General features: G+C 45.6%; 19 protein-coding genes. 13 read left to right on the plus strand and 6 right to left on the minus strand.

Translation table 11 applies throughout. The features are described from left to right. Nucleotides 1-26 precede the first annotated feature (26 nt). Both H8S84_RS15930 and H8S84_RS15935 read right to left on the minus strand, forming a co-directional pair. Nucleotides 27-917 (minus strand): hypothetical protein, encoded by an 891-nt coding sequence (locus H8S84_RS15930; protein ID WP_187068372.1) that lies wholly within the window; start codon nucleotides 915-917, stop codon nucleotides 27-29. 480 nt (nucleotides 918-1,397) lie between these two features. After that, the gene (locus H8S84_RS15935; protein WP_187068373.1) at nucleotides 1,398-3,098 is read right to left on the minus strand and encodes an ankyrin repeat domain-containing protein; all 1,701 of its coding nucleotides are present in this window, start codon (nucleotides 3,096-3,098) and stop codon (nucleotides 1,398-1,400) included. Between the two features lie 294 nt (nucleotides 3,099-3,392). Here H8S84_RS15935 and H8S84_RS15940 point away from each other — a divergent pair, with 294 nt between their 5' ends. The 11 genes from H8S84_RS15940 to H8S84_RS15990 all read left to right on the plus strand — a co-directional run bounded on the left by H8S84_RS15940 (nucleotide 3,393) and on the right by H8S84_RS15990 (nucleotide 14,267). After that, a complete protein-coding gene (locus tag H8S84_RS15940) occupies nucleotides 3,393-5,642 on the plus strand; it encodes an ATP-dependent helicase (RefSeq protein ID WP_187068374.1) in 2,250 nt (749 codons plus the stop codon). 171 nt (nucleotides 5,643-5,813) lie between these two features. Next, on the plus strand, nucleotides 5,814-6,485 hold the full coding sequence (locus H8S84_RS15945) for a DUF4290 domain-containing protein (protein ID WP_187068375.1): 672 nt from the start codon (nucleotides 5,814-5,816) through the stop codon (nucleotides 6,483-6,485). Between the two features lie 5 nt (nucleotides 6,486-6,490). Beyond that, nucleotides 6,491-7,795, plus strand: coding sequence for a UDP-N-acetylglucosamine 1-carboxyvinyltransferase (gene murA / locus H8S84_RS15950; RefSeq protein WP_187068376.1), 1,305 nt, complete (start codon nucleotides 6,491-6,493; stop codon nucleotides 7,793-7,795). A gap of 183 nt (nucleotides 7,796-7,978) precedes the next feature. After that, on the plus strand, nucleotides 7,979-8,464 hold the full coding sequence (locus H8S84_RS15955) for a hypothetical protein (RefSeq protein ID WP_187068377.1): 486 nt from the start codon (nucleotides 7,979-7,981) through the stop codon (nucleotides 8,462-8,464). Between the two features lie 86 nt (nucleotides 8,465-8,550). Further along, on the plus strand, nucleotides 8,551-9,237 hold the full coding sequence (locus tag H8S84_RS15960) for a hypothetical protein (RefSeq protein WP_187068378.1): 687 nt from the start codon (nucleotides 8,551-8,553) through the stop codon (nucleotides 9,235-9,237). Between the two features lie 91 nt (nucleotides 9,238-9,328). Further along, nucleotides 9,329-10,171, plus strand: coding sequence for a toxin-antitoxin system YwqK family antitoxin (locus tag H8S84_RS15965; RefSeq protein WP_187068379.1), 843 nt, complete (start codon nucleotides 9,329-9,331; stop codon nucleotides 10,169-10,171). Between the two features lie 165 nt (nucleotides 10,172-10,336). Beyond that, a complete protein-coding gene (locus tag H8S84_RS15970; protein WP_187068380.1) occupies nucleotides 10,337-10,678 on the plus strand; it encodes a zinc ribbon domain-containing protein YjdM in 342 nt (113 codons plus the stop codon). Between the two features lie 126 nt (nucleotides 10,679-10,804). Beyond that, the gene (locus H8S84_RS15975; protein ID WP_187068381.1) at nucleotides 10,805-11,593 is read left to right on the plus strand and encodes a HipA family kinase; all 789 of its coding nucleotides are present in this window, start codon (nucleotides 10,805-10,807) and stop codon (nucleotides 11,591-11,593) included. Next, nucleotides 11,583-11,966 carry a DUF3037 domain-containing protein gene (locus H8S84_RS15980; protein ID WP_187068382.1) on the plus strand — a complete coding sequence of 128 codons (384 nt, stop codon included), beginning with the start codon at nucleotides 11,583-11,585 and terminating at the stop codon, nucleotides 11,964-11,966. Before H8S84_RS15975 ends, H8S84_RS15980 begins: the two co-directional genes overlap by 11 nt. A gap of 468 nt (nucleotides 11,967-12,434) precedes the next feature. After that, a complete protein-coding gene (locus H8S84_RS15985) occupies nucleotides 12,435-13,277 on the plus strand; it encodes a 1,4-dihydroxy-2-naphthoyl-CoA synthase (RefSeq protein ID WP_187068383.1) in 843 nt (280 codons plus the stop codon). A gap of 180 nt (nucleotides 13,278-13,457) precedes the next feature. After that, complete coding sequence (locus H8S84_RS15990) at nucleotides 13,458-14,267, plus strand: DUF4349 domain-containing protein (protein WP_187068384.1); 810 nt, start codon at nucleotides 13,458-13,460, stop codon at nucleotides 14,265-14,267. Nucleotides 14,268-14,329: 62 nt separating this feature from the next. Here the strand turns inward: H8S84_RS15990 and H8S84_RS15995 are convergent, their stop codons facing one another. Both H8S84_RS15995 and H8S84_RS16000 read right to left on the minus strand, forming a co-directional pair. Continuing rightward, a complete protein-coding gene (locus H8S84_RS15995) occupies nucleotides 14,330-15,511 on the minus strand; it encodes a THUMP domain-containing class I SAM-dependent RNA methyltransferase (RefSeq protein ID WP_187068385.1) in 1,182 nt (393 codons plus the stop codon). 105 nt (nucleotides 15,512-15,616) lie between these two features. After that, entirely contained in the window at nucleotides 15,617-16,063 is a 447-nt protein-coding gene (locus H8S84_RS16000; RefSeq protein WP_187068386.1) for a type I restriction enzyme HsdR N-terminal domain-containing protein, read from the minus strand. A gap of 88 nt (nucleotides 16,064-16,151) precedes the next feature. Here H8S84_RS16000 and H8S84_RS16005 point away from each other — a divergent pair, with 88 nt between their 5' ends. Further along, nucleotides 16,152-16,925 carry an AMP nucleosidase gene (locus H8S84_RS16005; protein WP_187068387.1) on the plus strand — a complete coding sequence of 258 codons (774 nt, stop codon included), beginning with the start codon at nucleotides 16,152-16,154 and terminating at the stop codon, nucleotides 16,923-16,925. A 20-nt stretch (nucleotides 16,926-16,945) separates the two neighbouring features. After that, nucleotides 16,946-18,607: an amidohydrolase gene (locus H8S84_RS16010; RefSeq protein WP_187068388.1), complete on the plus strand. Its 1,662-nt coding sequence runs from the start codon at nucleotides 16,946-16,948 to the stop codon at nucleotides 18,605-18,607. A 266-nt stretch (nucleotides 18,608-18,873) separates the two neighbouring features. On the opposite strand, the gene H8S84_RS16015 is transcribed toward H8S84_RS16010, so the two are convergent. Both H8S84_RS16015 and H8S84_RS16020 read right to left on the minus strand, forming a co-directional pair. Continuing rightward, the gene (locus tag H8S84_RS16015; RefSeq protein ID WP_187068389.1) at nucleotides 18,874-20,202 is read right to left on the minus strand and encodes an MFS transporter; all 1,329 of its coding nucleotides are present in this window, start codon (nucleotides 20,200-20,202) and stop codon (nucleotides 18,874-18,876) included. A gap of 54 nt (nucleotides 20,203-20,256) precedes the next feature. Beyond that, entirely contained in the window at nucleotides 20,257-21,741 is a 1,485-nt protein-coding gene (locus tag H8S84_RS16020) for a hypothetical protein (protein WP_187068390.1), read from the minus strand. Nucleotides 21,742-21,755: the final 14 nt, after the last annotated feature.

Genomic DNA, 21,755 nt, shown 5'->3' on the forward strand with positions numbered 1-21,755 from the left:
TTTTTGTTAGAATAAAGTATAGACTGTTATGCTTTTGGTCGTTCCCAATAGGCATAACGGCTAAGCTTTTTCAGCTCAAGGTTTCGGCCATCCCAGGTTCGCTGGCGAATCAGCTGGTTTGGGTATTGTGCAGCAAAGTAGTACGTGTTCTGTTTGTTTTCGTCTAATTGTACCTGCACTTCCCAAGCCGGCTGTCCGTTTACCGCAGCCTTTACAGTGCGGATATTGGCTTTGTAAATCTTCGGCTCTTTTGCCTGGTTTGTTTGCTGTAACTCCAGCACATTGGCTTTAAAACTAAGCTCATCAGAGAAGCGCAGCGCACGCAACGTATACGGCAGTTGGTCTTCTGCAAGTATGGTTTTAGGTAACTCCCGGCTTCCACTTCCCTGCCCATCGAAGTATGAGTTATACTCCTGCTGGAAAACAGTGCCCTCGTCGGTTATACTTTTAAAAGTGGTGCCGCACCACTCCTGCGAGCTGGTAGTAAGTTTATGCAAAGCCCAGGGTTGGCTGCGGTGCACAAATACAGAGGTAAGGTAATGGTAGGGGTAATTATCTGTCTCGATACGGGCAAACTCGTTCACCTTCATCACCGGGAAAAGATCCTGGCGGGAATAGTCGTCGGTTTTAACATTGTGGGTGCGGTTAAAGTCCTCCTTCACCGTGATCAGGGCAAATTCGAAGCTGCGCTTTTTGTCATAGATCACTCGTTCGGCATCATACACAGCCACTTCGGCCAGGCCATCGTCCCAAAGGGTGTCTGTGGCCCAGTTAGGGTTAAAATATTGCTGAAGTATACTATAATCTTTTGTTGGGGTAACAGAGGAAGTCGTGTTTGCTCCCTGGCTGGTGCAGCTGCTAAAACCAGCAGCTATACTCATCCAAAGAAGTCCGGCAAGCAAAGTATGTCGGGGCATAAGGTATCGGAATTTTTATACGAATCTACGAATGTCTACAGCTTAAAAGCAAAAACCGCACCTTTTGTTCAACTTTTGATGAGACAACTGTATGTTTAATTTGTAGGGTTATTTGCAGCACCTGGTCCAACCACCCCCAACCCCTCCTTATCTAAGGCGGGGAGTTCGGGCATTACGCCAGTAAAAGTCTAAGCACTGTAGCACTACTTAATCTCTCAAAAACAGAGTTTTATGTAATTATAAAAAGAGAAAGGTAAAGCGAGTGCTATTATAGTGACATGTAAAGCAGTAGGTAAAATTCCCCGCCTTAGATAAGGAGGGGTTGGGGGTGGTTGGAAACATTTTCTACAATTAAGTCTGGAGACTCTTATGCACTAGCCGGCACCCGCTGGTTGCCAACGCTATGCGAAAATGGGTATCATAAAAAATCCCTCTCCTGTTCAGGAGAGGGATTACAAGTATAATTATACTTAACGATTGCTACTGCTTCTCTGGCGAGCCGGCAGCCATCAGTATATTCTGTACATTCTCATGTTTGGTATAATCGATGGCAGCCTTACCTGCACTGTCTTTTATCTTGGCATCAGCACCGGACTGAAGCAAAGCAAGTATAATTTCAAAGTTGGCGTTCATCTCGCAGGCCAGCATCAGCGGAGTCTTCGATTCGCTGTTCTGGATATTAGGATCAGCTCCGGCCTTTAACAGCTTTTCCAGCTCCATGATACCAATGTGCTGACCGATGGTAGCTTTCAGCGCCTGCGCTAAAGCCGTGTTACCTTCCTTGTCTTTAATGTTTGGGTTGGCACCCTTAGCTAATAAAGTATCCAGCAGATCGGCCTGCTCCTGCTCATACAACTCCGAACGAATCCTGGAACTACTCACAACATAGTGCAAAGCAGTTTTACCAACACTATCTTGCGCATTAATGTCAGCACCTTTCTCCAACAGCAAGCTTACCATTTTAAGGCGAACTTCAGGCTCATAAATAACACCGTAATCCTCGAGCAACATTGGTATGTAAACGGTGTGCATCAGAGCTGTACGGCCGTCGAGCACCGCTTCAAAATCGTCTGGCACTGCCTGTGTATTGGGATCTCCTCCGGCTGCTAAAGCACGTTTCAGCATATCCGGATCACGATTCACAGAAGCAATTACCACTTTTTGGTCAGGCGTCTGGTTAATATACATCAACTGCTCATATGCACTCACACTGCCCTTTTCAATGGCTCTGCGATACAATGTACGGGCCTCGTCTATGTTCACTTCACCCAATGTGCCTTCTTCGTGCAGCAGCGCCAGCGTGTAAAAAGCCTCACGCTCATTAGCTGTAACGCCTCTTTTTAGCCAATAAGCTGCTTTGTCCAGGTCCTTCTTCACACCCTCTCCATTCAGGTAAAGGTTAGCCAGCGAAGTATAAGCCACCACATCATTAGCATTGGCAGCACGGTTCAGGTAATTAAATGCCAGGCTATAGTCCTTCATCTCTCCGAAGCCGGTATAGTACATGCTACCAAGAATTCGGTTAGCAAAGGCGTCGCCTTCCACCGCCTTCTCACGGATAACAATGGCGGCAGTACGCATGTGCTGGATAAAACGCTGCTTATCTTCTAAGGACCTAAGTATGGTTTGCTCGGCCAGGCCAAGGTGCCCCAGCAGGCTGCCTTCGTCTACAGCTCTCTGGTAGTAAAATTTGGCAGAGTCTTTTTTGGCCGAGAAGTATTTTTCGGCATTCTGTATCTGCTCCAGCGTATCGATCTGCACCGAATCATACTTTAGCTCGCGGTACTGGTGCATGCGCCCGATAAAGTACAAGGCATCATTATCTCCCTGATTTACGGCCGCTTTAAACTTGCTGTAAGCCTCCTGAAAACGCAATGTGGTATAGTAAGCCATTGCAGAATCCATGGCAGCGGTGCGCCAAACCTTTTTAACTACCAGAGCCGGTGCAGCAGATTTAGTGGTTGTTACAGCGGTTCCGCCTTGCTTTTGTACAGCCGGAGAGGTGGCTGGTTTTGCTGAAGCTGTTTTTGATGCGCCGGCTGTTGTAGCTGCCGGCTTTTTAGTTACTACTGTTGTAGTAGTTGTTTTACCTTTAGCCGGGGTGTTTTTTTGTGTTGCTTTGGATTGAGCCATAGCCATGTTGCCGGTAAGTATAAACAACACCGCTAGTAACAAATTCATAGCTTTTCTGGCTAACATCTTATAGTTGCTGTGTATCAAATCTGATTATTTTATATCTAAATCAACTGCAAAACTACAGTTATCTGGTGTTTAATTCAAAAATCGGGCTAAAACAAGAAAATTGTACTGTTTGCGCCCAACAGTTAAACGCTTTAGATCAACTTCCTGTTCATCTTATAGCATCTTTCTAAACCACTTACAGCACGAGCCGTGCCAAATATCAGGCGCCGGTTCTTTAAAAGGATTAGTATTTGTAACTTGCATAGATTTTAAGACGCACGCGGAAGAGAAGAAATGGATTACATTAGTTTATTGAATGAGTCGCAACGCGCGGCAGTGCTTCACACCGAAGGACCGGCCATGATTATAGCGGGTGCAGGCTCTGGAAAAACACGGGTTTTAACATACCGGATCGCACACCTGATAAGCCTGGGGATAGATCCGTTTAACATACTTGCCCTTACCTTTACAAACAAGGCGGCCAAAGAAATGCGCCACCGTATCGAGAAGGTAATCGGTAACGAGGCTAAAAATATTTGGATGGGCACGTTCCACTCGGTGTTCTCGCGCATACTTCGCGCCGAGGCCGAGAAAATTGGCTACCCAAAAAGCTTCACTATTTACGACACCGACGACTCCAAGACACTCATTCGCAATATTGTGAAGGAGATGAACCTGGACGATAAGCTGTATAAGCCGAACGTGGTGCTGGGTCGTATTTCCGCAGCAAAAAACAAGCTTATATCGGTAAAGCAGTACCTGAACGACGCGGTAATACAAGCCGACGACGAGGCTGCCATGCGCCCTAAGATCGGCAAGATCTACGAAACCTATCAGAACCGTTGCTTTAAAGCCGGCGCTATGGATTTTGACGACCTGCTGTTTAACACCAACGTGCTCTTTAAAGATCACCCGGACGCGCTGAACAAGTACCAGAACATCTTTAAGTTTGTGATGGTGGACGAGTATCAGGATACGAATTACTCGCAGTACCTGATCACGCGTAAGCTGGCTGCCCAGAACCGTAATATTGTAGTAGTAGGCGACGATGCGCAGTCTATCTATGCCTTCCGTGGTGCCGATATCCAGAACATTCTCAACTTTGAGCGCGACTACCCGGAGCTGCAGGTGTTTAAGTTGGAGCAGAACTACCGCTCTACAAAAAACATTGTAAACGCTGCCAACTCGGTTATCAAAAACAACACGGCACAGCTGCGCAAAGATGTTTTTACCGATAACGAACAGGGTCCGCTGATCGAAGTTATAAAAGCCAATTCAGATAACGAAGAAGGCAAGCTGGTGGCTACTACTATTTTCGAGGAGAAGATGAACAACCACCTCTCCTACGACGACTTTGCTATACTTTACCGTACCAATGCGCAGTCCAGGGCTATGGAAGAAGCCCTGCGACGCATGAACATCAAGTATAAAATCATTGGTGGTCTGTCGTTTTATCAGCGTAAAGAGATAAAGGACCTGATTGCTTACCTGCGTCTGACGGTGAACCCGAACGACGAGCAGGCGCTACGCCGTGTGATCAATTACCCGAAGCGCGGCATCGGTGAGACTACCGAGCAGAAGATATTTGTAACAGCTACCGAAACTAACCATAGCGTATGGGAAGTGGTACAGAACGCAGGTCAGTTTTTGGGCAACCGTGTAGGCACGGCTATTGAGAACTTCTCAATTATGATCCGCGATTTTGCACGCATTGCAGAGAACGTAGATGCCTTTGAGGTTGCCAAGCATGTAGCCAAGCACTCCGGAATAGTAGACGACCTGTACCAGGATAAAACTGTGGAGGGGCTTGCCCGTTACGAAAACATACAGGAGCTCCTGAACGGTATCAAAGAGTATGTAGATGATCCAGAGAAGGAAGACAAAAGCTTGGACGCTTTCCTGCAGGACATTGCCCTAATAACCGATGCCGATACCAAAGCTGATGAGGACGGGGAATTTGTTACCCTGATGACCATCCACTCGGCCAAAGGACTGGAGTTTAAGAATGTGTTTATCGTGGGTATGGAAGAGAACCTCTTCCCGAGCCAGATGATGCTGAACTCCCGTGCCGACCTGGAAGAGGAACGCCGTCTGTTTTACGTAGCCATTACACGTGCCGAGAAGAAGTTATACTTAACCTACGCCACCAGCCGCTACCAGTGGGGCAACCTGAGAGCGTGCGAGAAGAGCCGCTTCCTGGATGAAATTGATCCTAAATACCTTAACTTTAAGTATGGCGACTCTGGATCAGGTGGAGGCAATATTTTTGACAGAGTGCTTGAGCGCAAGAGCAGCATCAGCAGCCTGATAGCTCCGCCGCAGCGCAAGCAGGCAGCCACTGGGTATACAGCGCCAGCCGACTTCAAGCCAAGCGATACCTCCAAACTGGCAGCAGGCATGAAAGTAGAGCATCCGAAATTCGGTTTCGGCGTAGTAACCAAAATGGATACCCAGGGCAACAGCGTGAAAGCCATCATCAACTTTGACGAAGTAGGCGAGAAAACTTTACTGCTAAGCTTTGCCAAGCTGCGCATACACGAATAGATTAATTAGAAATTATGAATTAAAAATCAGAAATTAGAACACACCATGCTAAAGTACAGGTATACTGAAGAAGAACTTTTTATCTAATTTAAAACTTGTTCGTCGATAAACTTCAGACTTACGTAATTTCTAATTTCTAATTTCTAATTTTGAACTCATTCAAAAAATATAATGGAAGCGAGTACCTCATTTAAACAAGACCTTTTGCTGCGCGAGTACGGCCGCAATGTGCAGGACCTGGTAAACTACATTTCTAAGGTAGAAGACCGCACGGAACGCACGCGCCTTTCGCAGTTACTTATAAACCTGATGGCTAAGCTAAACCCACAGCTACGCGACACGCAGGACTACCAGCAAAAGCTCTGGAACCACCTTTTTGTAATGTCTGGCTCTACTCTGGATGTGGATGCTCCTTACCACCTGAGCGCGATGGAGTATCTGAACGATAAGCCACAGCCGATGGATTATGCCACACAAACGCCGGTTTTTAAGCACTATGGTACAAACGTAGAGCTGCTGATACAAAAAGCGACAGAACTGGAAGACGAGAAAGAGCGTGAAGCTGCTATCATCTCAATCGGTAAACTTATGAAAACGCTGTACAAGTCGTACAACAAAGACAGCATTACCGATGATATCATCCTGAACGATATTCGCCAGTTGTCTAAAGGCAAGCTGAACATGGACCTACGCTACATCGAGAGTAACAACCTGTTCGAGTCTAATGTAGGTAGCGGCGGCGGTAAGCAGCAGGACAACCAGCAGCGCAGCCAGCAGCAGGGCCGTGGCGATAACCGTGGCAGAAAAAACCAGAGATCTTCTTCTAATCAAAGAAACAAATAGTATAAATGGCTTCATTCGAAGTAAAGGGCGGCACCAAACTTAAAGGCGATATCTACCCACAGGGTGCTAAAAACGAGGCACTTCAGATACTTTGCGCAGTTTTACTTACCGCAGAGCCTGTTGTTATTTCTAATGTTCCGGACATCCGCGACGTAAATAAGCTGATCGAGCTTTTGCAGGGTCTTGGCGTAACAGTTACCCGCAACGCACTGGATACTTATACTTTCCAGGCTGACAATGTAAACCTGGATTACCTGGACACAGAGTTATTTGTGGAGCAGGGTCGTGCCATTCGTGGTTCGGTTATGATTGTAGGCCCGATGCTAGCCCGCTTCGGAAAAGCCAAAATGCCTAAACCAGGTGGCGATAAAATTGGCCGCCGCCGACTAGACACACACTTTATCGGTTTCGAAAAACTGGGTGCTAAATTTGAGTATAGCTCTGATGAAAGTTTCTACGGCGTGCACGCTGACGGCCTTAAAGGTGCTTACATGCTGCTAGATGAAGCTTCTGTAACAGGTACTGCCAACATTTTAATGGCTGCCGTACTTGCCGAAGGTACTACTACCATTTACAATGCTGCCTGCGAGCCTTACGTGCAGCAGCTGTGCCGTATGCTAAACCGCATGGGTGCCAAAATAAGTGGCGTAGGCTCTAACCTACTTGTTATAGAGGGTGTAGAGAAGTTGGGTGGCACAGAGCACCGCATGCTGCCCGATATGATCGAGATCGGCTCTTTCATCGGCCTTGCTGCCATGACAGGTTCTGAGATCACGATCAAAGACTGCCAGATTGCTGAGCTTGGCCTGATACCAGACACTTTCCGTAGCCTGGGCATTAAAATGGAGTTCCGTGGCGATGACATCTATATCCCTTCCCAGGACCACTACGAAGTAGAAACTTATATTGACGGAAGTATATTAAACATTGCTGACCACACCTGGCCAGGTTTAACACCTGACTTATTAAGTGTGGCGCTGGTAGTGTCCACACAGGCAAAGGGTACTGTGCTGGTACACCAGAAAATGTTCGAGAGTCGCTTGTTTTTTGTTGATAAACTGATAGACATGGGTGCTCAAATCATACTTTGCGACCCGCACCGTGCCACCGTTATTGGCTTAGACAACCAGATGCCATTGCGCGGTATTCGCATGTCATCTCCTGACATTCGTGCCGGTGTGGCCCTGCTAATTGCAGCCCTGTCTGCCGAAGGAACCAGCATTATCGACAACATTGAGCAGATTGACCGTGGTTACCAAAACATCGATGGCCGCTTAAATGCCATCGGCGCACAGATCAGAAGAATTTAAAGTATAAGTTAATACTTGATGATAAGAAAGAGCACCTGTAGAGGGTGCTCTTTTTGTTTTGGTTATATTTAAAAGTATATATTTAAGGATATATTGTGTGGATGTGGTTTAATGCTCCATACATAGTGCAGATAGTAGGAGTAGGTACTCCTACTATTCAGTAGTTAGGTGGTATAATGAATCATGAAAGAACTTATTGAAAAGTATGTAGTCGATAAGTTCGGCAACATCGAGATTCCTGAATCAGAAGAAGAAAAACAAAAGTTAGCAAGAGCGTTGTTAGGTGTCAGCTTGATAAGCAACCTTGATTACTGGTTAGATAACGCTTTTGACTTGGTCAGCAATCCAGAACGTGAAAAACCATTTACACGAGAGAACGCTGCAAGTAAGAAAGACAAAGCATTTAGAGCAGCTTTTACCAACCTTGATGATGAAGTAAAAGAGAAGATTAAGCAGCTAATAGCGGACACAACGACAGGATTACTGTTTAGCCACCTTGTTTCATTTGACCAGTTCGATTTTGGAGAGCTTCAAATAAAACTAACTCCAAAGACTTTGCATGGTGTAACAGAAGAGCTTACTATAACTAAGAAGTGGGAAGACCTGCATGATGAACTGCCTGAATGGATGGAAAACTTTAGCAAGCACCAAGAGCAACTGAAAAATTAAACCACCTAACAAGGTGCATAATTTAGGCTTCGGCTACGCCTCACCCAAAATATAGCACGAACACGTTGAACTTAATTAACACATATATGAAGTATCTTTTTCTATTAGTTTTCCTAGCATGTGTAGCTTGTAATCCTGATGTTAAAGAAGAAACTAAAAAGCAAACTGACTCTGTGGAAGCCACTACATCGTCATTTAGCTTTATGGAAGATAGTAGCAGAATTAAGAAGATCAGCGGTGACTCAATCAGAATTTTCATAGCTGATGAAGAGCAAAATGATTCTACTCTACTACCTGTTAGTGATTCCTTCTATGAGCAGTTTATAAAGAATAATAGTCTTTTCGAAAACAAACGCTATTCGGCTGACTTCTCTGAAGGAACCAACATCAGTCACTATTATTGGGGACAAATAGAGACTCCTTTAGATTATAAGTTTCTGTTAATTTCTCAGCGAGAAGAACTGGACTTTGCAGTTAATAAGGTGTTCTTATTTGTTTTCGACATACATGATAAGTTAATGTCTATCACACCTGTTGCAGAACTTGGTTATTATCCAGGTGCTAAAGATTATAGATATTCAACTTTACGAAGTAATAGTAAACTTGAATTTGTCTCGGTACAAGAAAGCATAACAGATGAAGATGATTCAGAAGAAGGAAATCCTAATTATCTTGTAGAAAAGGACAGTACAACTATCAAGTATGCTTTTCGAAAAGGTAAGTTTGATAGAACCTATACGGATACTGTAAAAACATCTTACTGGACAAAATAACATAGTTCAACAAATCCTATAGTGCATGAACGCACCATAGCAGAGACGTTGGCAAGTAATCTAATTACTTAAATACAGTTAAGACTTACGAGTGACAGAATCAGAGAGAAGTATTTTTAAGCTTATAGCCTTTGTAATTGTTGGACTGTGCTTTGTTGGGTGCGACAATACAGAGAAGATGGTCTGGCACTATCCTAATGGGCAAGTAGAGGTGGAAGGCCAATATAAAGATGGGATGGCCCACGGTAAGCAAGTGGAATACTATCCAAGCGGAAAAGTTAAAGGAGTAAGCTACTTCGTTAACGGCAAGAGGGAAGGGAAAACAGCAGTCTACTACGAAAACGGCAACCCCAAATCCAATGTCACTTTCAATAGAGGGGTAATGATCGACACCGCCAAGTATTTTCATGAGAGCGGTGTGTTAGAGCAGTCTGTTCCTTTCAAGCGTGGGCGCAAGAATGGCTGGGTGGATTTCTACGATAGAGAAGGTAACTTAGTACAGAGACACGAATATTTCTCACAAGGGGATCAGGAGCATCAGAACCAGTACATTGTATTTGATGAGAAGGGACGGATCGATGCTGACAGCAGCGTATACATCACGCTGAAGAGCAGCGCAAACACGGTCAAGCTTGGTGAATCGTACAGGTTACTGGTCAAGCTGGAAACACCGCTGATGGGTAGTAAAGGGAAAATGGAGGTGCACATCGGCAACTTTAATGAAGAATACCGACTTGGCAAGAACTCTATTCGAGATACTGTTAAAGGCAAGAACAATTTTGCTATTGTACTTATTGAGCCAAAGCGAAGAGGCAGGCACAGAGTTAGGGGTAGGGTGGTGAACTATGTCGTAAACGATTCTAAGGAAGAGCAGCCTGAATGGTTAAAGAGGGAGGTTCATATCTACTTCACGAAAGAGTATTATGTGTTGTAGCTATTTTTAGCCTTTCCCTTCAATGAGCCTAATGAATTATTAATGGACTTGATACAGAAAATTAACATATGCCAACAAAGTTCAACCTTTATGCTTGGCTACGCCTCGCCTATCGGCTGCACGAGTGCATTCCACTCAATCGAAAAGAATTAATAAATTTGCCCCATGTCTGAAGAAATGAAACAATGCCCTAAGTGCAACTCACCTTATGGTTATGCAACGGGTGAAGAAACTTACGCTTGTCCCGAGTGCGGAAATGAGTGGAACCCAAGCGAGGTTGAAGAAGACGCAGGATTAAAAGTAGTAGATGCCAACGGAAATCAGCTTCAGGATGGGGATTCTGTAGTTGTCATCAAAGATTTGCCTGTAAAAGGTGCTCCAAAACCAGTAAAGGCCGGCACAAAAGTAAAAAACATACGCTTAACAGACGGAGACCACAACATCGATTGCAAAATTGACGGCTTTGGCTCCATGGCGCTCAAGTCTGAGTTTGTAAGAAAGGCATAGTGCATCATTAGCGTAGAACAGTCTGCAACAACAGCGTTAAATCGAACCGAATAGCTATTTTGGTGCGTTGTTGCACGTGCATTGCAAATCATTAGCACTAAGGTATAAATTCCGTATTACCTCCTTATGAAGTATACTCCTCCTGAACTTAGAACCGTTGATGTAACCCGATATGTAACGCCGCTGCGCGAAGGCGGGTCGTTGCCAGCCATTGTAGAAGCCAACGATGAGTTTCTGTATGTGCTAAAATTCAGAGGTGCAGGTCAGGGAGTAAAAGCTTTGATTGCGGAGCTTATCTCCGGTGAGGTTGCCCGCTTACTTGGCTTCAGGGTGCCTGAAATCGTGTTTGTAAACTTAGACGAAGCCTTCGGCCGTACCGAACCCGACGAAGAAATACAGGATCTGCTACGTGCCAGCGAAGGACTGAACCTGGCGCTGCATTACCTTTCCGGTGCTATTACATTTGATGCGCTGGTAAATGAATTAGACGCTACACTTGCCTCACAAATAGTATGGCTCGATGGCCTGATCATGAACGTAGACCGCACCTGCCGCAACACCAACATGCTGATGTGGAAGAAAGAATTGTGGCTGATTGATCACGGCGCCTCTTTATACTTCCACCATAACTGGAGCAATTGGGAAGACCAAGCAAAACGCCCCTTCGCACAGATAAAAGACCACGTATTGCTGCCAAAAGCAAAAGAGCTGGAAACCGTAAACGATGAGTTCTCTGCTATACTTACCCCAGAGCGCATTCAGGCACTAGTTTCCTTGATTCCGGATGCGTGGCTTACCGGTGTCGAGTCACCGTTTGCAAGCGCAGAAGAACACCGGCAGGCGTACGCCACATTCCTAAATAACAGAATCGCAAACTCAGAAATATTTGTGAAAGGAGCTCAGGATGCAAGATAAGCACTTATTTGAGTATGCTGTTATCAGGGTAGTGCCGCGGGTAGAGCGTGAGGAGTTTGTGAATGTAGGTGTTATACTTTATTGCCGTGGCCTAGGCTTTCTACATACAATTTTCGATCTAAATGAAGACCGGCTGAAGGCTTTCTGCAAAGATTTGGATATGGAGGAACTGAAAGAAAGACTGCAGGCATTCGAACGTATCTGCAAAGGCCGCTCCGAAGGTGGGCCTATTGGGCAACTTTCCATCGCAGAGCGCTTCAGGTGGCTAACTGCTGCACGCAGCACTGTGGTGCAAACCTCGGCTGTACATCCAGGGTTGTGTACTAATGCAGAGGAGATGCTGCAGCACTTGCACAACCAGTTGGTACTGTAGTAGCCTAACCCTCTCCTATCAGGAGAGGGAACAGTTATCTACTGGTGCCTGCATCCAGCTGTTGACGTCAAGTGCGCACCAGTATCCAGACTTGCTTTTCTGCAACGCCAGATCGCCCCCCTTATCCAAGGCGGGGAGTCTGTTATTACTGCTTCAACTGTCATCACAATAGTTAAAGCTATTCCTTTTTATGTCACTCTGAAAGTTGTACACCCTAGGCTTGTTACGAGAGATTTTAGTGAAAGGGGGTTAGGCTATTGCTACAGTGTTGATACTCATACCTCAGTATAGGCAGAATTCCCCGCCTTGGACAAGGAGGGGATAAAGGGGTGGTTGGACTTGGTACTGCAGAACTATACATCTCAAAATCCTGATTCTGACAAAGCTGTATAGTACCTCTGCACCCTTAATCTAAAATCCATTTGAGCCAAAGCACAGAAAAGGCTAAATTGCATCAAATATAAAGTTATGAGCAAAATAGACTGGAAAACCGCAAAGGAATACGAGGATATAACCTATAAAAAAGCCGGCGGCGTAGCCCGTATCGCTTTTAACCGACCAAATGTGCGCAATGCTTTCAGGCCTAAGACAGTATTTGAACTGTTTGATGCGTTTCTGGATGCCCGTGAGGATCACTCAATTGGTGTAGTTTTGTTTTCGGCAGAAGGCCCGTCAACGAAAGATGGCGTTTATTCATTCTGCAGCGGCGGCGACCAGAACGCACGTGGTTTTCAGGGCTATGTGGATGAGTCTGGTACTCCACGTTTGAATATACTGGAAGTACAGCGCCTGATCCGCTTTATGCCGAAGGTGGTAATTGCGGTGGTACCGGGCTGGGCAGTAGGTGGCGGCCACAGTTTGCACGTAGTATGTGATCTTACACTGGCCAGCAAAGAGCATGCGATCTTTAAACAAACTGATGCTGACGTAACCAGCTTTGATGGGGGTTATGGCTCTGCTTACCTGGCAAAGATGGTAGGCCAGAAACGTGCCCGTGAGATCTTCTTCCTGGGCAGAAACTACTCGGCACAAGAGGCTTACGACATGGGTATGGTGAACGCTGTTATCCCACACGATGAGTTAGAAGACACAGCTTATCAGTGGGCACAGGAAATTTTGGCTAAATCGCCTACCTCCATCAAAATGCTAAAGTTTGCCTTTAACCTGACCGACGATGGTATGGTGGGGCAGCAGGTATTTGCCGGTGAAGCAACTCGTTTAGCCTATATGACCGAAGAAGCGAAAGAAGGCAGAAACGCATTCCTGGAGAAGCGTAAGCCCGACTTCAGCAATATTCCATGGATATCTTAATCAAAGTATAAAGTATAGCAAAAGCCTGCTGCAGCAATGTAGCAGGCTTTTGCATTTTAAGGCCATCTAACATATACCTTACATTAAACAGATTACATGAGTGTAAGCGAAAGGTGCTTCCTTATTTGGAGGTTACCTGTTTTAGATTTCTGTATCAACTTAAAACAAACCTCTGATTCTATGCGCTTTACTTCATACTTTATACTTGGCTTGTTGCTGCTGATTGTGACTGCCTGCGAATCCGGGATGGATACCGAAGAAATGGAAGCCTCTATGGCAGAGAAACAAGCACTTATTACAACTCCCGCTGATGCCACTCCCCTTCTCTCCGATCGCAAAATCATCCGTCAGGCAAACCTGCGGCTCCAGGTGCAGGACCTCGATGAGAGCAGCAACAGGATTGAGGCACTGGTAAAAAAGTATAATGCCACCATTACGAACAGCCGCAGCTACAACGGCAACGAAAGTATAGAGTCTACTTTTACTATTAAAGTTGTACCGGAGAATTTGTTTGCCTTGGTAAAAGACATACAGGCCGAAAGCATTTTTCTGGATGATAAAGCGATTACAGCCGATGATGTGACCATGCAATATGTGGATGTGGAGGCGCGCATCAAAGCAAAACAAACGGCGCAGCAGCGTTACCTGGAGCTTATGAAACAGGCTACCAAAGTAGAGGATGTACTGGCTATTGAAGTTGAGCTGAGGAAGGTGCAGGAAGAACTTGAGGCGGTGCAGGCGCAGCTAAAGGCCTTGCAGCAGCAGACTAGTTTTAGCACCATAAACCTAACGATGTACCAGTTGGTGCCAGCCTCTTACACCGACAGAACAAGTTTCTCTACCCGTGCCGTTTCAGCCTTCAGCAGTGGCTGGCACTTGTTTAAAGGCTTAATTGTAGGTGTTTTATACTTATGGCCAATCCTGATAGTTGCAGCCCTTTTTATACTTGGACTGCGCTGGCAGAAGCGCAAAAAGAGAGGCTTAGCTTAAGCATGATTCTTACCCCAACCCTCTCATGCTTAGACAAATAGCGGGTGGGGCAGTTAAGCTGGCTATTGCTCTTCTCCTCCACTCCTGCGTGAGCCCTGGTACAACTCATACTTTAGCAGGCGGCAATCTATCGGGCCGTTGTAAAGTGGTATGCGTCGGGAGGTGCGCAGGCCTATACTTTTGGCGGCGTCCAAGTTACCGGTAAATACAAAGGCATCAAAACCCTGGTAATTCTGCTTCAGCGTGTCGCCAATGTTCTTGTACAGCAAATTTATATCGTCAGATTGGATACGCTCGTTATAAGGTGGGTTCATAACAAGCACACCCTGTTCAGCAGATGCTTCGGTTTTAAAGAAATCAGCTTCCTCAATCTTGATCACATCCTGTAAACCTGCATTCGCAATGTTAGTGCGGGCAGCCTCGATGTAATCCGGGTCAATGTCGTAGCCAATAATTTCTGCCTGAGGTGTTTTTCTTTCTTTGGCTTCGGCTGTGTTCCACACCATTTCAAACAACTGCTCATTGTAGTCTTTCCACTTCTCAAACCCAAACGGGTCGCGGCGAAACAAGCCGGGTGCAATGTTCTGGGCCATCATCGCAGCTTCAATCAGGAAAGTACCCGAGCCGCACATCGGATCGATAAAAGTAGACTTTTTGTCCCAGCCAGAAAGTGCAATAATACCGGCTGCCAATACCTCGTTTAGCGGCGCCACGTTGGTTTGCAGGCGGTAACCACGGCGGTGAAGCGAATCCCCGGACGAGTCCAGCGACAGCGTTACCATGTTCTCGTGCATGTGCAGGTTTATGCGCAGGTCAGGTCTGATCCTGTCAACAGATGGTCGTTCGCCGGTTTTCTTACGAAACTGGTCTACAATGGCATCTTTGGTTAACTGGGCTACAAACAACGAATGCTCAAATGTGGAATGGCTCACAACGGCATCTATGGCAAAAGTCTGGTCCAAGTCAAAAATATCAGTCCAGTTTAACTTTTGCACCTGCTCATACAGATCTTTCTCGTTGCGGGCTTTAAAGTTTTTGATAGGCTTCAGTATGCGGATGGCAGTGCGGCACCAAAGGTTGGCTTCGTAAAGCTGGCGCAAATTGCCGGAGCAGGTTACAGCGCGGTTTCCCACTTTTATATACTCCATGTCCAGGTCGGCGAGCTCTGCTGCCAGCACCTCTTCTAAACCTGCCAGGGTAGTTACAATTATGTTAAAATTTTCGCTCTGTTTCTGCTTTGCCATACTTTATACTTAAATCTGAGTGCAAAAATAGCCTAAAGGAATCACGAATCCGCAGTTATGCATAAATATCTGCTTCGGCACGGGTGGCTGCTCAGGATAAATGCTTTAAGGCTGGAAAGTCGGTATCTCCTGTAGCGGCTCAAACCTTCGGGTTTCAAAGTCAACCTGCCAGCAGTAGTGCTGCAGCCCGTTGGTAATTACAACATACTTTGCCTGAAGCGTTTGGTTATACACCGACACCTGTTTTACAACATCCTGCGTAATGGGTACGTATGCAGCCTTGCACTCTACGAGCAGATGCGGCTTGCCTTCGTTGCTGTACACGCAAAGGTCGGTTCGTTTTTGGAGGGTGTTGTAGCTGGTACCCCGCTCTATACTGATCAGGCTTTTGGGATAGCCTAATGCACCCGTTAGGTAATGCACAAAATGCTGCCTTACCCACTCCTCCGGCGTTAGTACCACGTTTTTTCGGCGAAGGGCATCAAATATCAGGTAATTCGCTCCAGATTTTGTAATTTTGTAATCGAATGGTGGCAGATTGAGAGCTTCCATAGCGCAATTTAGCCATTTTCTGATGCTCCGCCCTAGTAGCTACCCTGCCAAGGCGGATTTTTTATATCAATTTATTTACTTTGACATTATGAAGACCAAAGAAGAAATAGTAAACGACTGGTTGCCCCGGTACACCGGCGTGCCACTCGATGAGTTTGGTGAGTACATTCTGCTTACTAACTTTATCAACTATGTAAGGATGTTCGCTGACCGTTTCGGTGTAGAAATACGTGGCCTGGACAAACCCATGCAAACAGCTACAGCCAATAACATCACGATCATCAACTTTGGTATGGGTAGCGCCATGGCTGCAACCGTAATGGATTTGCTATCAGCCGTAAAGCCTAAAGCTGCTTTGTTCCTGGGCAAATGCGGTGGCCTGAAAAGAAAGACTCAGATCGGCGACCTTATACTTCCGATCGCGGCTATCCGCGGCGAGGGTACTTCTGATGACTATTTGCCACCAGAAATTCCGGCCCTTCCGTCGTTCCGTTTACAGCGTGCTGTTTCTTCTATGATCAAGAAGCACGAGATGGACTACTGGACCGGCACAGTTTATACAACAAACCGCCGCGTTTGGGAGCACGACGAAGACTTTAAAGAATACCTGCGCCAGATCCGCGCTATGGGCATCGATATGGAAACAGCCACCATCTTTGTAGTTGGTTTCATTAACGAAATCCCGCATGGTGCACTGCTGCTGGTGTCTGATAACCCAATGATACCGGAAGGTGTGAAAACATCTGAAAGCGATAAATTAGTAACCACAAATTATGTAGAGAAGCACCTGAGCATTGGCATCGACTCTTTGGTGGAGCTGATCAACACCGGTGACTCTGTAAAGCACATGCGCTTCGAATAAAAGCCAACTAACCAACCCTTATGACTAAGTCCTTACGCACTTTTGCTGCTACGCTTCTGCTTGGTGGCGCCTTACTAACCGGCTGTACCAGCAGCCAGACAGGCTCAGAGACAGCCGACCTGATCGTTTATAACGGTACAGTTTATACTGTAAACAGCAATTTTGATACTGCCGAGGCCTTTGCCGTGAAAGACGGAAAGATCTTAGCCGTTGGCACATCAGAAGAGATCAGGAGCAAGTATAAAGCCACTGAAGAACTGGATGCGCAGGGCAAAGCTGTATATCCTGGTCTGATTGATGCACACGCACACTTCTACCGCTACGGTCTGGGTTTGCAGTCAGCTGACCTGGTGGGTACAGAATCATTTAAGGAGGTAGTGCAGAAGGTAACAGAGCAGCGCCAGCAATACCCGAACACTGCCTGGATTACAGGCCGTGGCTGGGACCAGAACGATTGGGCTGTAAAGGAATTTCCGACGAAAGATACGCTGGATCAGCTGTTCCCGGATGTTCCGATCATACTTACCCGCGTAGATGGCCATGCTGCCTTAGTAAACCAAAAGGCGCTGGATCTGGCTGGCATCACCCCGAAAACGAAGATGGTAGGCGGCCTTGTTGAGGTGGAGAACGGTAAAATGACTGGTATCCTGATCGACAATGCTATTGACCTGGTGTCTGCTAAAATTCCGGAGCCAACTGATGCCGAAAAGCGTATGGCCCTGAAGAATGCTGAGGCCAATACCTTTGCCGTAGGACTTACCTCTATTGCGGATGCCGGTTTGGATAAATCCACAGTAGACCTGATGGATGACATGCACAAAAAAGGCGAGTTCCAGACGCGGGTTTACGCTATGATGAACCCTACGAAGCAAAACCAGGACTACTATTTTAAGAATGGTCCTTATAAAACCGATAGGCTTAATGTTCGCTCCTTCAAAGTATATTCTGATGGTGCATTAGGCTCCAGGGGTGCTAACCTGCTGAAACCGTACGCTGACAAGCATAATCATTATGGCTTTTTACTGGCAACGGAGCAAGAGTTCCGCGATATAGCCAAGCTCCTGAACGAGCATGGATTCCAGATGAATACCCATGCCATTGGTGACTCTGCGAACCGCTTACTGCTTGACATTTACGGCGAGGTGCTGGGTGAAAAGAACGACAAGCGCTGGAGAATTGAGCACGCACAAATCGTGAATCCGGATGACATGAACAAGTTCGGCAAGTTTAGCATTATACCGTCGGTACAGCCAACGCACGCCACATCGGATATGTACTGGGCCGGCGACAGACTGGGTAAAGAGCGCATTAAGCACGCCTACCCTTTTAAAGAGCTGATGCAGCAGAACGGCTATATTCCGCTAGGCTCTGACTTCCCGGTAGAAGATATCAACCCGTTTTATACTTTCCATGCAGCAGTGGCGCGTCAGGATGCTAAAAACTGGCCGGCAACAGGTTTCCAGATGGAGAATGCCCTTAGCCGTGAAGATGCGCTTAGAGGCATGACAATCTGGGCTGCCAAGTCTAACTTCGAAGAGAATGAGAAAGGCAGTATAGAGCCAGGCAAGTTCGCCGATTTTATACTTGTTGACAAAGACATGATGAAAGTAAAGCCTGAGGAGATGCGTGGCATACAGGTACTTTATACTTATGTTAACGGCAAAAAGGTTTATAAGAAGTAAGCTTTAAGAACCTTAATGTTATAAACAGAAATCCCGCTGGAGGTTATACTTCAGCGGGATTTTTTTATGCAAACTTATACTTCTGTAGGATTGTCATCCCCCTAGCCCCTTCAAAGGGGGACATTTTTCTGCTATCGGAAGTCTAAACTTTCTGCTTCGTAGGAAGTCAGGAAGCAAGACACCTACAGTTTAAAGTACTCATACTGAGCATGTCCCCCTTTGAAGGGTATAGGGGGATGATTAAGTATGAGAGGGCAAACTAAACTTTATACCTTAGCAGGCTCCTTGACTTCCTCCAGCGGCTCCAACGACTTCTTTCCCTTTACCATAAACAGGAAAATCAAACCTAAGCCGAAGAACACAATCAAAGCAAGTATGCTGTTGCGCATAGAGCCTGTTATCTGTGCAATGGCACCGTAAGCCAACGTACCTAATACAATGGATACCTTTTCAGTTACATCATAAAAACTGAAGTATGAGGCATGATCTTGTGTGGTGGAAGGAATAAGCTTTGAATACGTAGAACGCGACAGAGACTGGATACCTCCCATCACAGAGCCAACAATAGCAGCCAGTACATAAAAATCGAACTGCCCCCGGATAAAGTATGCGCCGATACAAATGCCTATCCAGATGATAACAGCCACAATAAGTGCCTTGATGTTGCCATACTTACCGGATAGTATAGCAAAGCCATATGCTCCGGCGATAGCCACCAGCTGTATGATGAGGATGGTAATGATCAGTGCTTCGTCTGGCAGGTTAAGCACTTCAATGCCAAATATCGTAGCAACATACATAACCGTCTGCACACCCATGTTAAAGAAGAAGTAAGCCAGCAGGTAACGCTTTAACATTGGTAGCTCTTTTACCTGGGCCAGTACTTTCTGCAGCTCCTTAAACCCGTTGAGTATCCAGCTGCCCTGCGGCCTGCGGTGGTACACATTACCCGGAAGGTGATAGAAGGTGTACTGTGCAAAGGCAAACCACCAAATACCTGTCGTCAGGAAGGCAATCCGTGGGGGCAACGATGTATTTTCTGGTGCAATACCAAAGATTTCGGGTTTCATGATCATGGCCAGGTTAAATATCAGCAGCAGCACACTACCAATGTACCCCATCGAAAAGCCCTTGGCACTAAGCCTGTCATATTGATCTTCGGTGGCAATCTCAGGTAAATATGAATTGTAGAAAACTATACTACCACTAAACCCGATAGAAGCCAGCACAAAAAGTATAACTGAGATGGTAAAGGTTTCGCGGGTGAAGAAGTATAAGCCGGCACAGGAAAGTGAGCCCAAGTAGCAGAACAGCTGCATAAACAGCTTTTTGCGCCCGCTGTAATCCGCGATGGCAGTTAAAAGCGGGCTCATGGCTGCAATAATTAGGAACGCTCCCGATATGGCATAAGAGAAAAGAACCGAGCTTTCCAGGCTAAAACCAAAGAAGTTAACCATCGAACTGCCATCCGCATTTTTAGCAACTGCGCTGTAGTAGATCGGGAAGATAGTAGAAGTGATTACCAGCGAGTAAACTGAGTTGGCCCAATCATAAAAGCACCAGGCACGAGTAACGGTGGGGTTGTTCTTTTCCATAGTAGAAAAATAAGAAAAAAATTGATACCAACACCTTGCTCTGAGCGCATAACCTTATTTATTTACCCGTTGTTGTAGCCGCTCCAACACTAACTCCCACAAGTGCTCATACGGAATGATTTCTACTTCAGCAACTGGATCACGAGGCGGTGGCGTGCTCTTGAGTTTTTGCAGCAAAGGTGTTGCTTTCTTTTCCAGCCTCTCTCCTTCTTCCTTCATGCTTAGGATTAAAAGCTTTAAAAATAGCCTTGCCCTATCCCATACTTCACCTTTAAGATACTTGGAGGAGTATTTCCTAAATCGTGATGCGTACAGTTCCATGTCCTCCGCATCAAGTTTAGGCATCATTTCCAGGTACTCTACAATCAGTAATGGAAGATTAAACCCCTCTTTGTCTTTGGAGAGCAGAGATATTTCGTACTTTCCTAAATCAGGGATGGCAGCCTCCACAATTTGTTCCTGTGGCAACAACAGTTTTACATATCTAAGATAGAGTGTCCACTTTTCTTTAGAGCTGAATATAGAGCTCTTAAGCACTCCTTTCTCAACAGCTAATGCACACAGCTGTCTTGTTAAGTTATGATCATTCTTGTGTAGCGATAAGAGCAAATAATTTTCTAAGAAGGCAAACCAGTTTGGTGTACCCTCCTTTAACTTATCTAAGCACAAGCTTGAGTACTGCAAGCCTTCTTCCAGTTTACCCAGCCTTAAACAGGAGTATACTTTAATATAATTATTAAAATTTTCGTTAAACCATACTTTATTAATACTGCCGCTTACCAGCAAATCCTCAGCCTCTTTGATCGCAATAAGTATATTTTCATAATCACCTAGTACTTCACAATAACCAATGTGTGCTATATGGTAAAAACTGTGGATCCTGGATGAGCCTGTTGTTTGCCAGATATCCTTTAACTTAAGCAACAATTCTTTATAATCAGCACCTTGTTTTCTTGTGTTGCTTACGCCAGTGCTTACTTCGAACTTTAACTTGTTAAAAACAATAATCGCTTCACATTCAAACGCATGCATCCGTGCGTAATGTTGCAGCATTCTAGAACTGTATTCAAACTTGCTTCTATTACTTATTGCAAGCTCTGCTTGTTGCTTTATTTCGTAGGCTTTAAATAAAACATCGTATAGCTCTATTTTTTGGGCAATGGCGATACTTTGATCGGCAATTTTCTCGGCCAGTAACGGTTCGCCCAACCAAAATAATTTATTAGCTTGATGAATCAGAAAGGATGCCTCTATATATTTAACATGTCCGATTCTTGTGTGCTTTTCTGATAGCTCTATAAAAGCAATACTATTCAGCAGCTTTTTACGCAGCCTTGACTTGAGCATCCTATAGCTGGGTGTCAGTCTTTTTTCGCCATATAGGTGCAGGCATACTTCCTCATCTGTTAGTTCGTCGTGATTTCTTATAAACTGGTACAGCCTTCCCTCAAGGCTAGTATAGTCAGTAGGATCAACTACAGGAAGAACCTTAGAGCCTTCATCTGCAATAATCCTGACTAATCTCTTTAAATCTTGCATATTTTACTAAAGCC

This window comes from Pontibacter cellulosilyticus (genome assembly GCF_014306105.1).
In the GTDB taxonomy this organism is placed as follows: Bacteria; Bacteroidota; Bacteroidia; order Cytophagales; family Hymenobacteraceae; genus Pontibacter; species Pontibacter cellulosilyticus.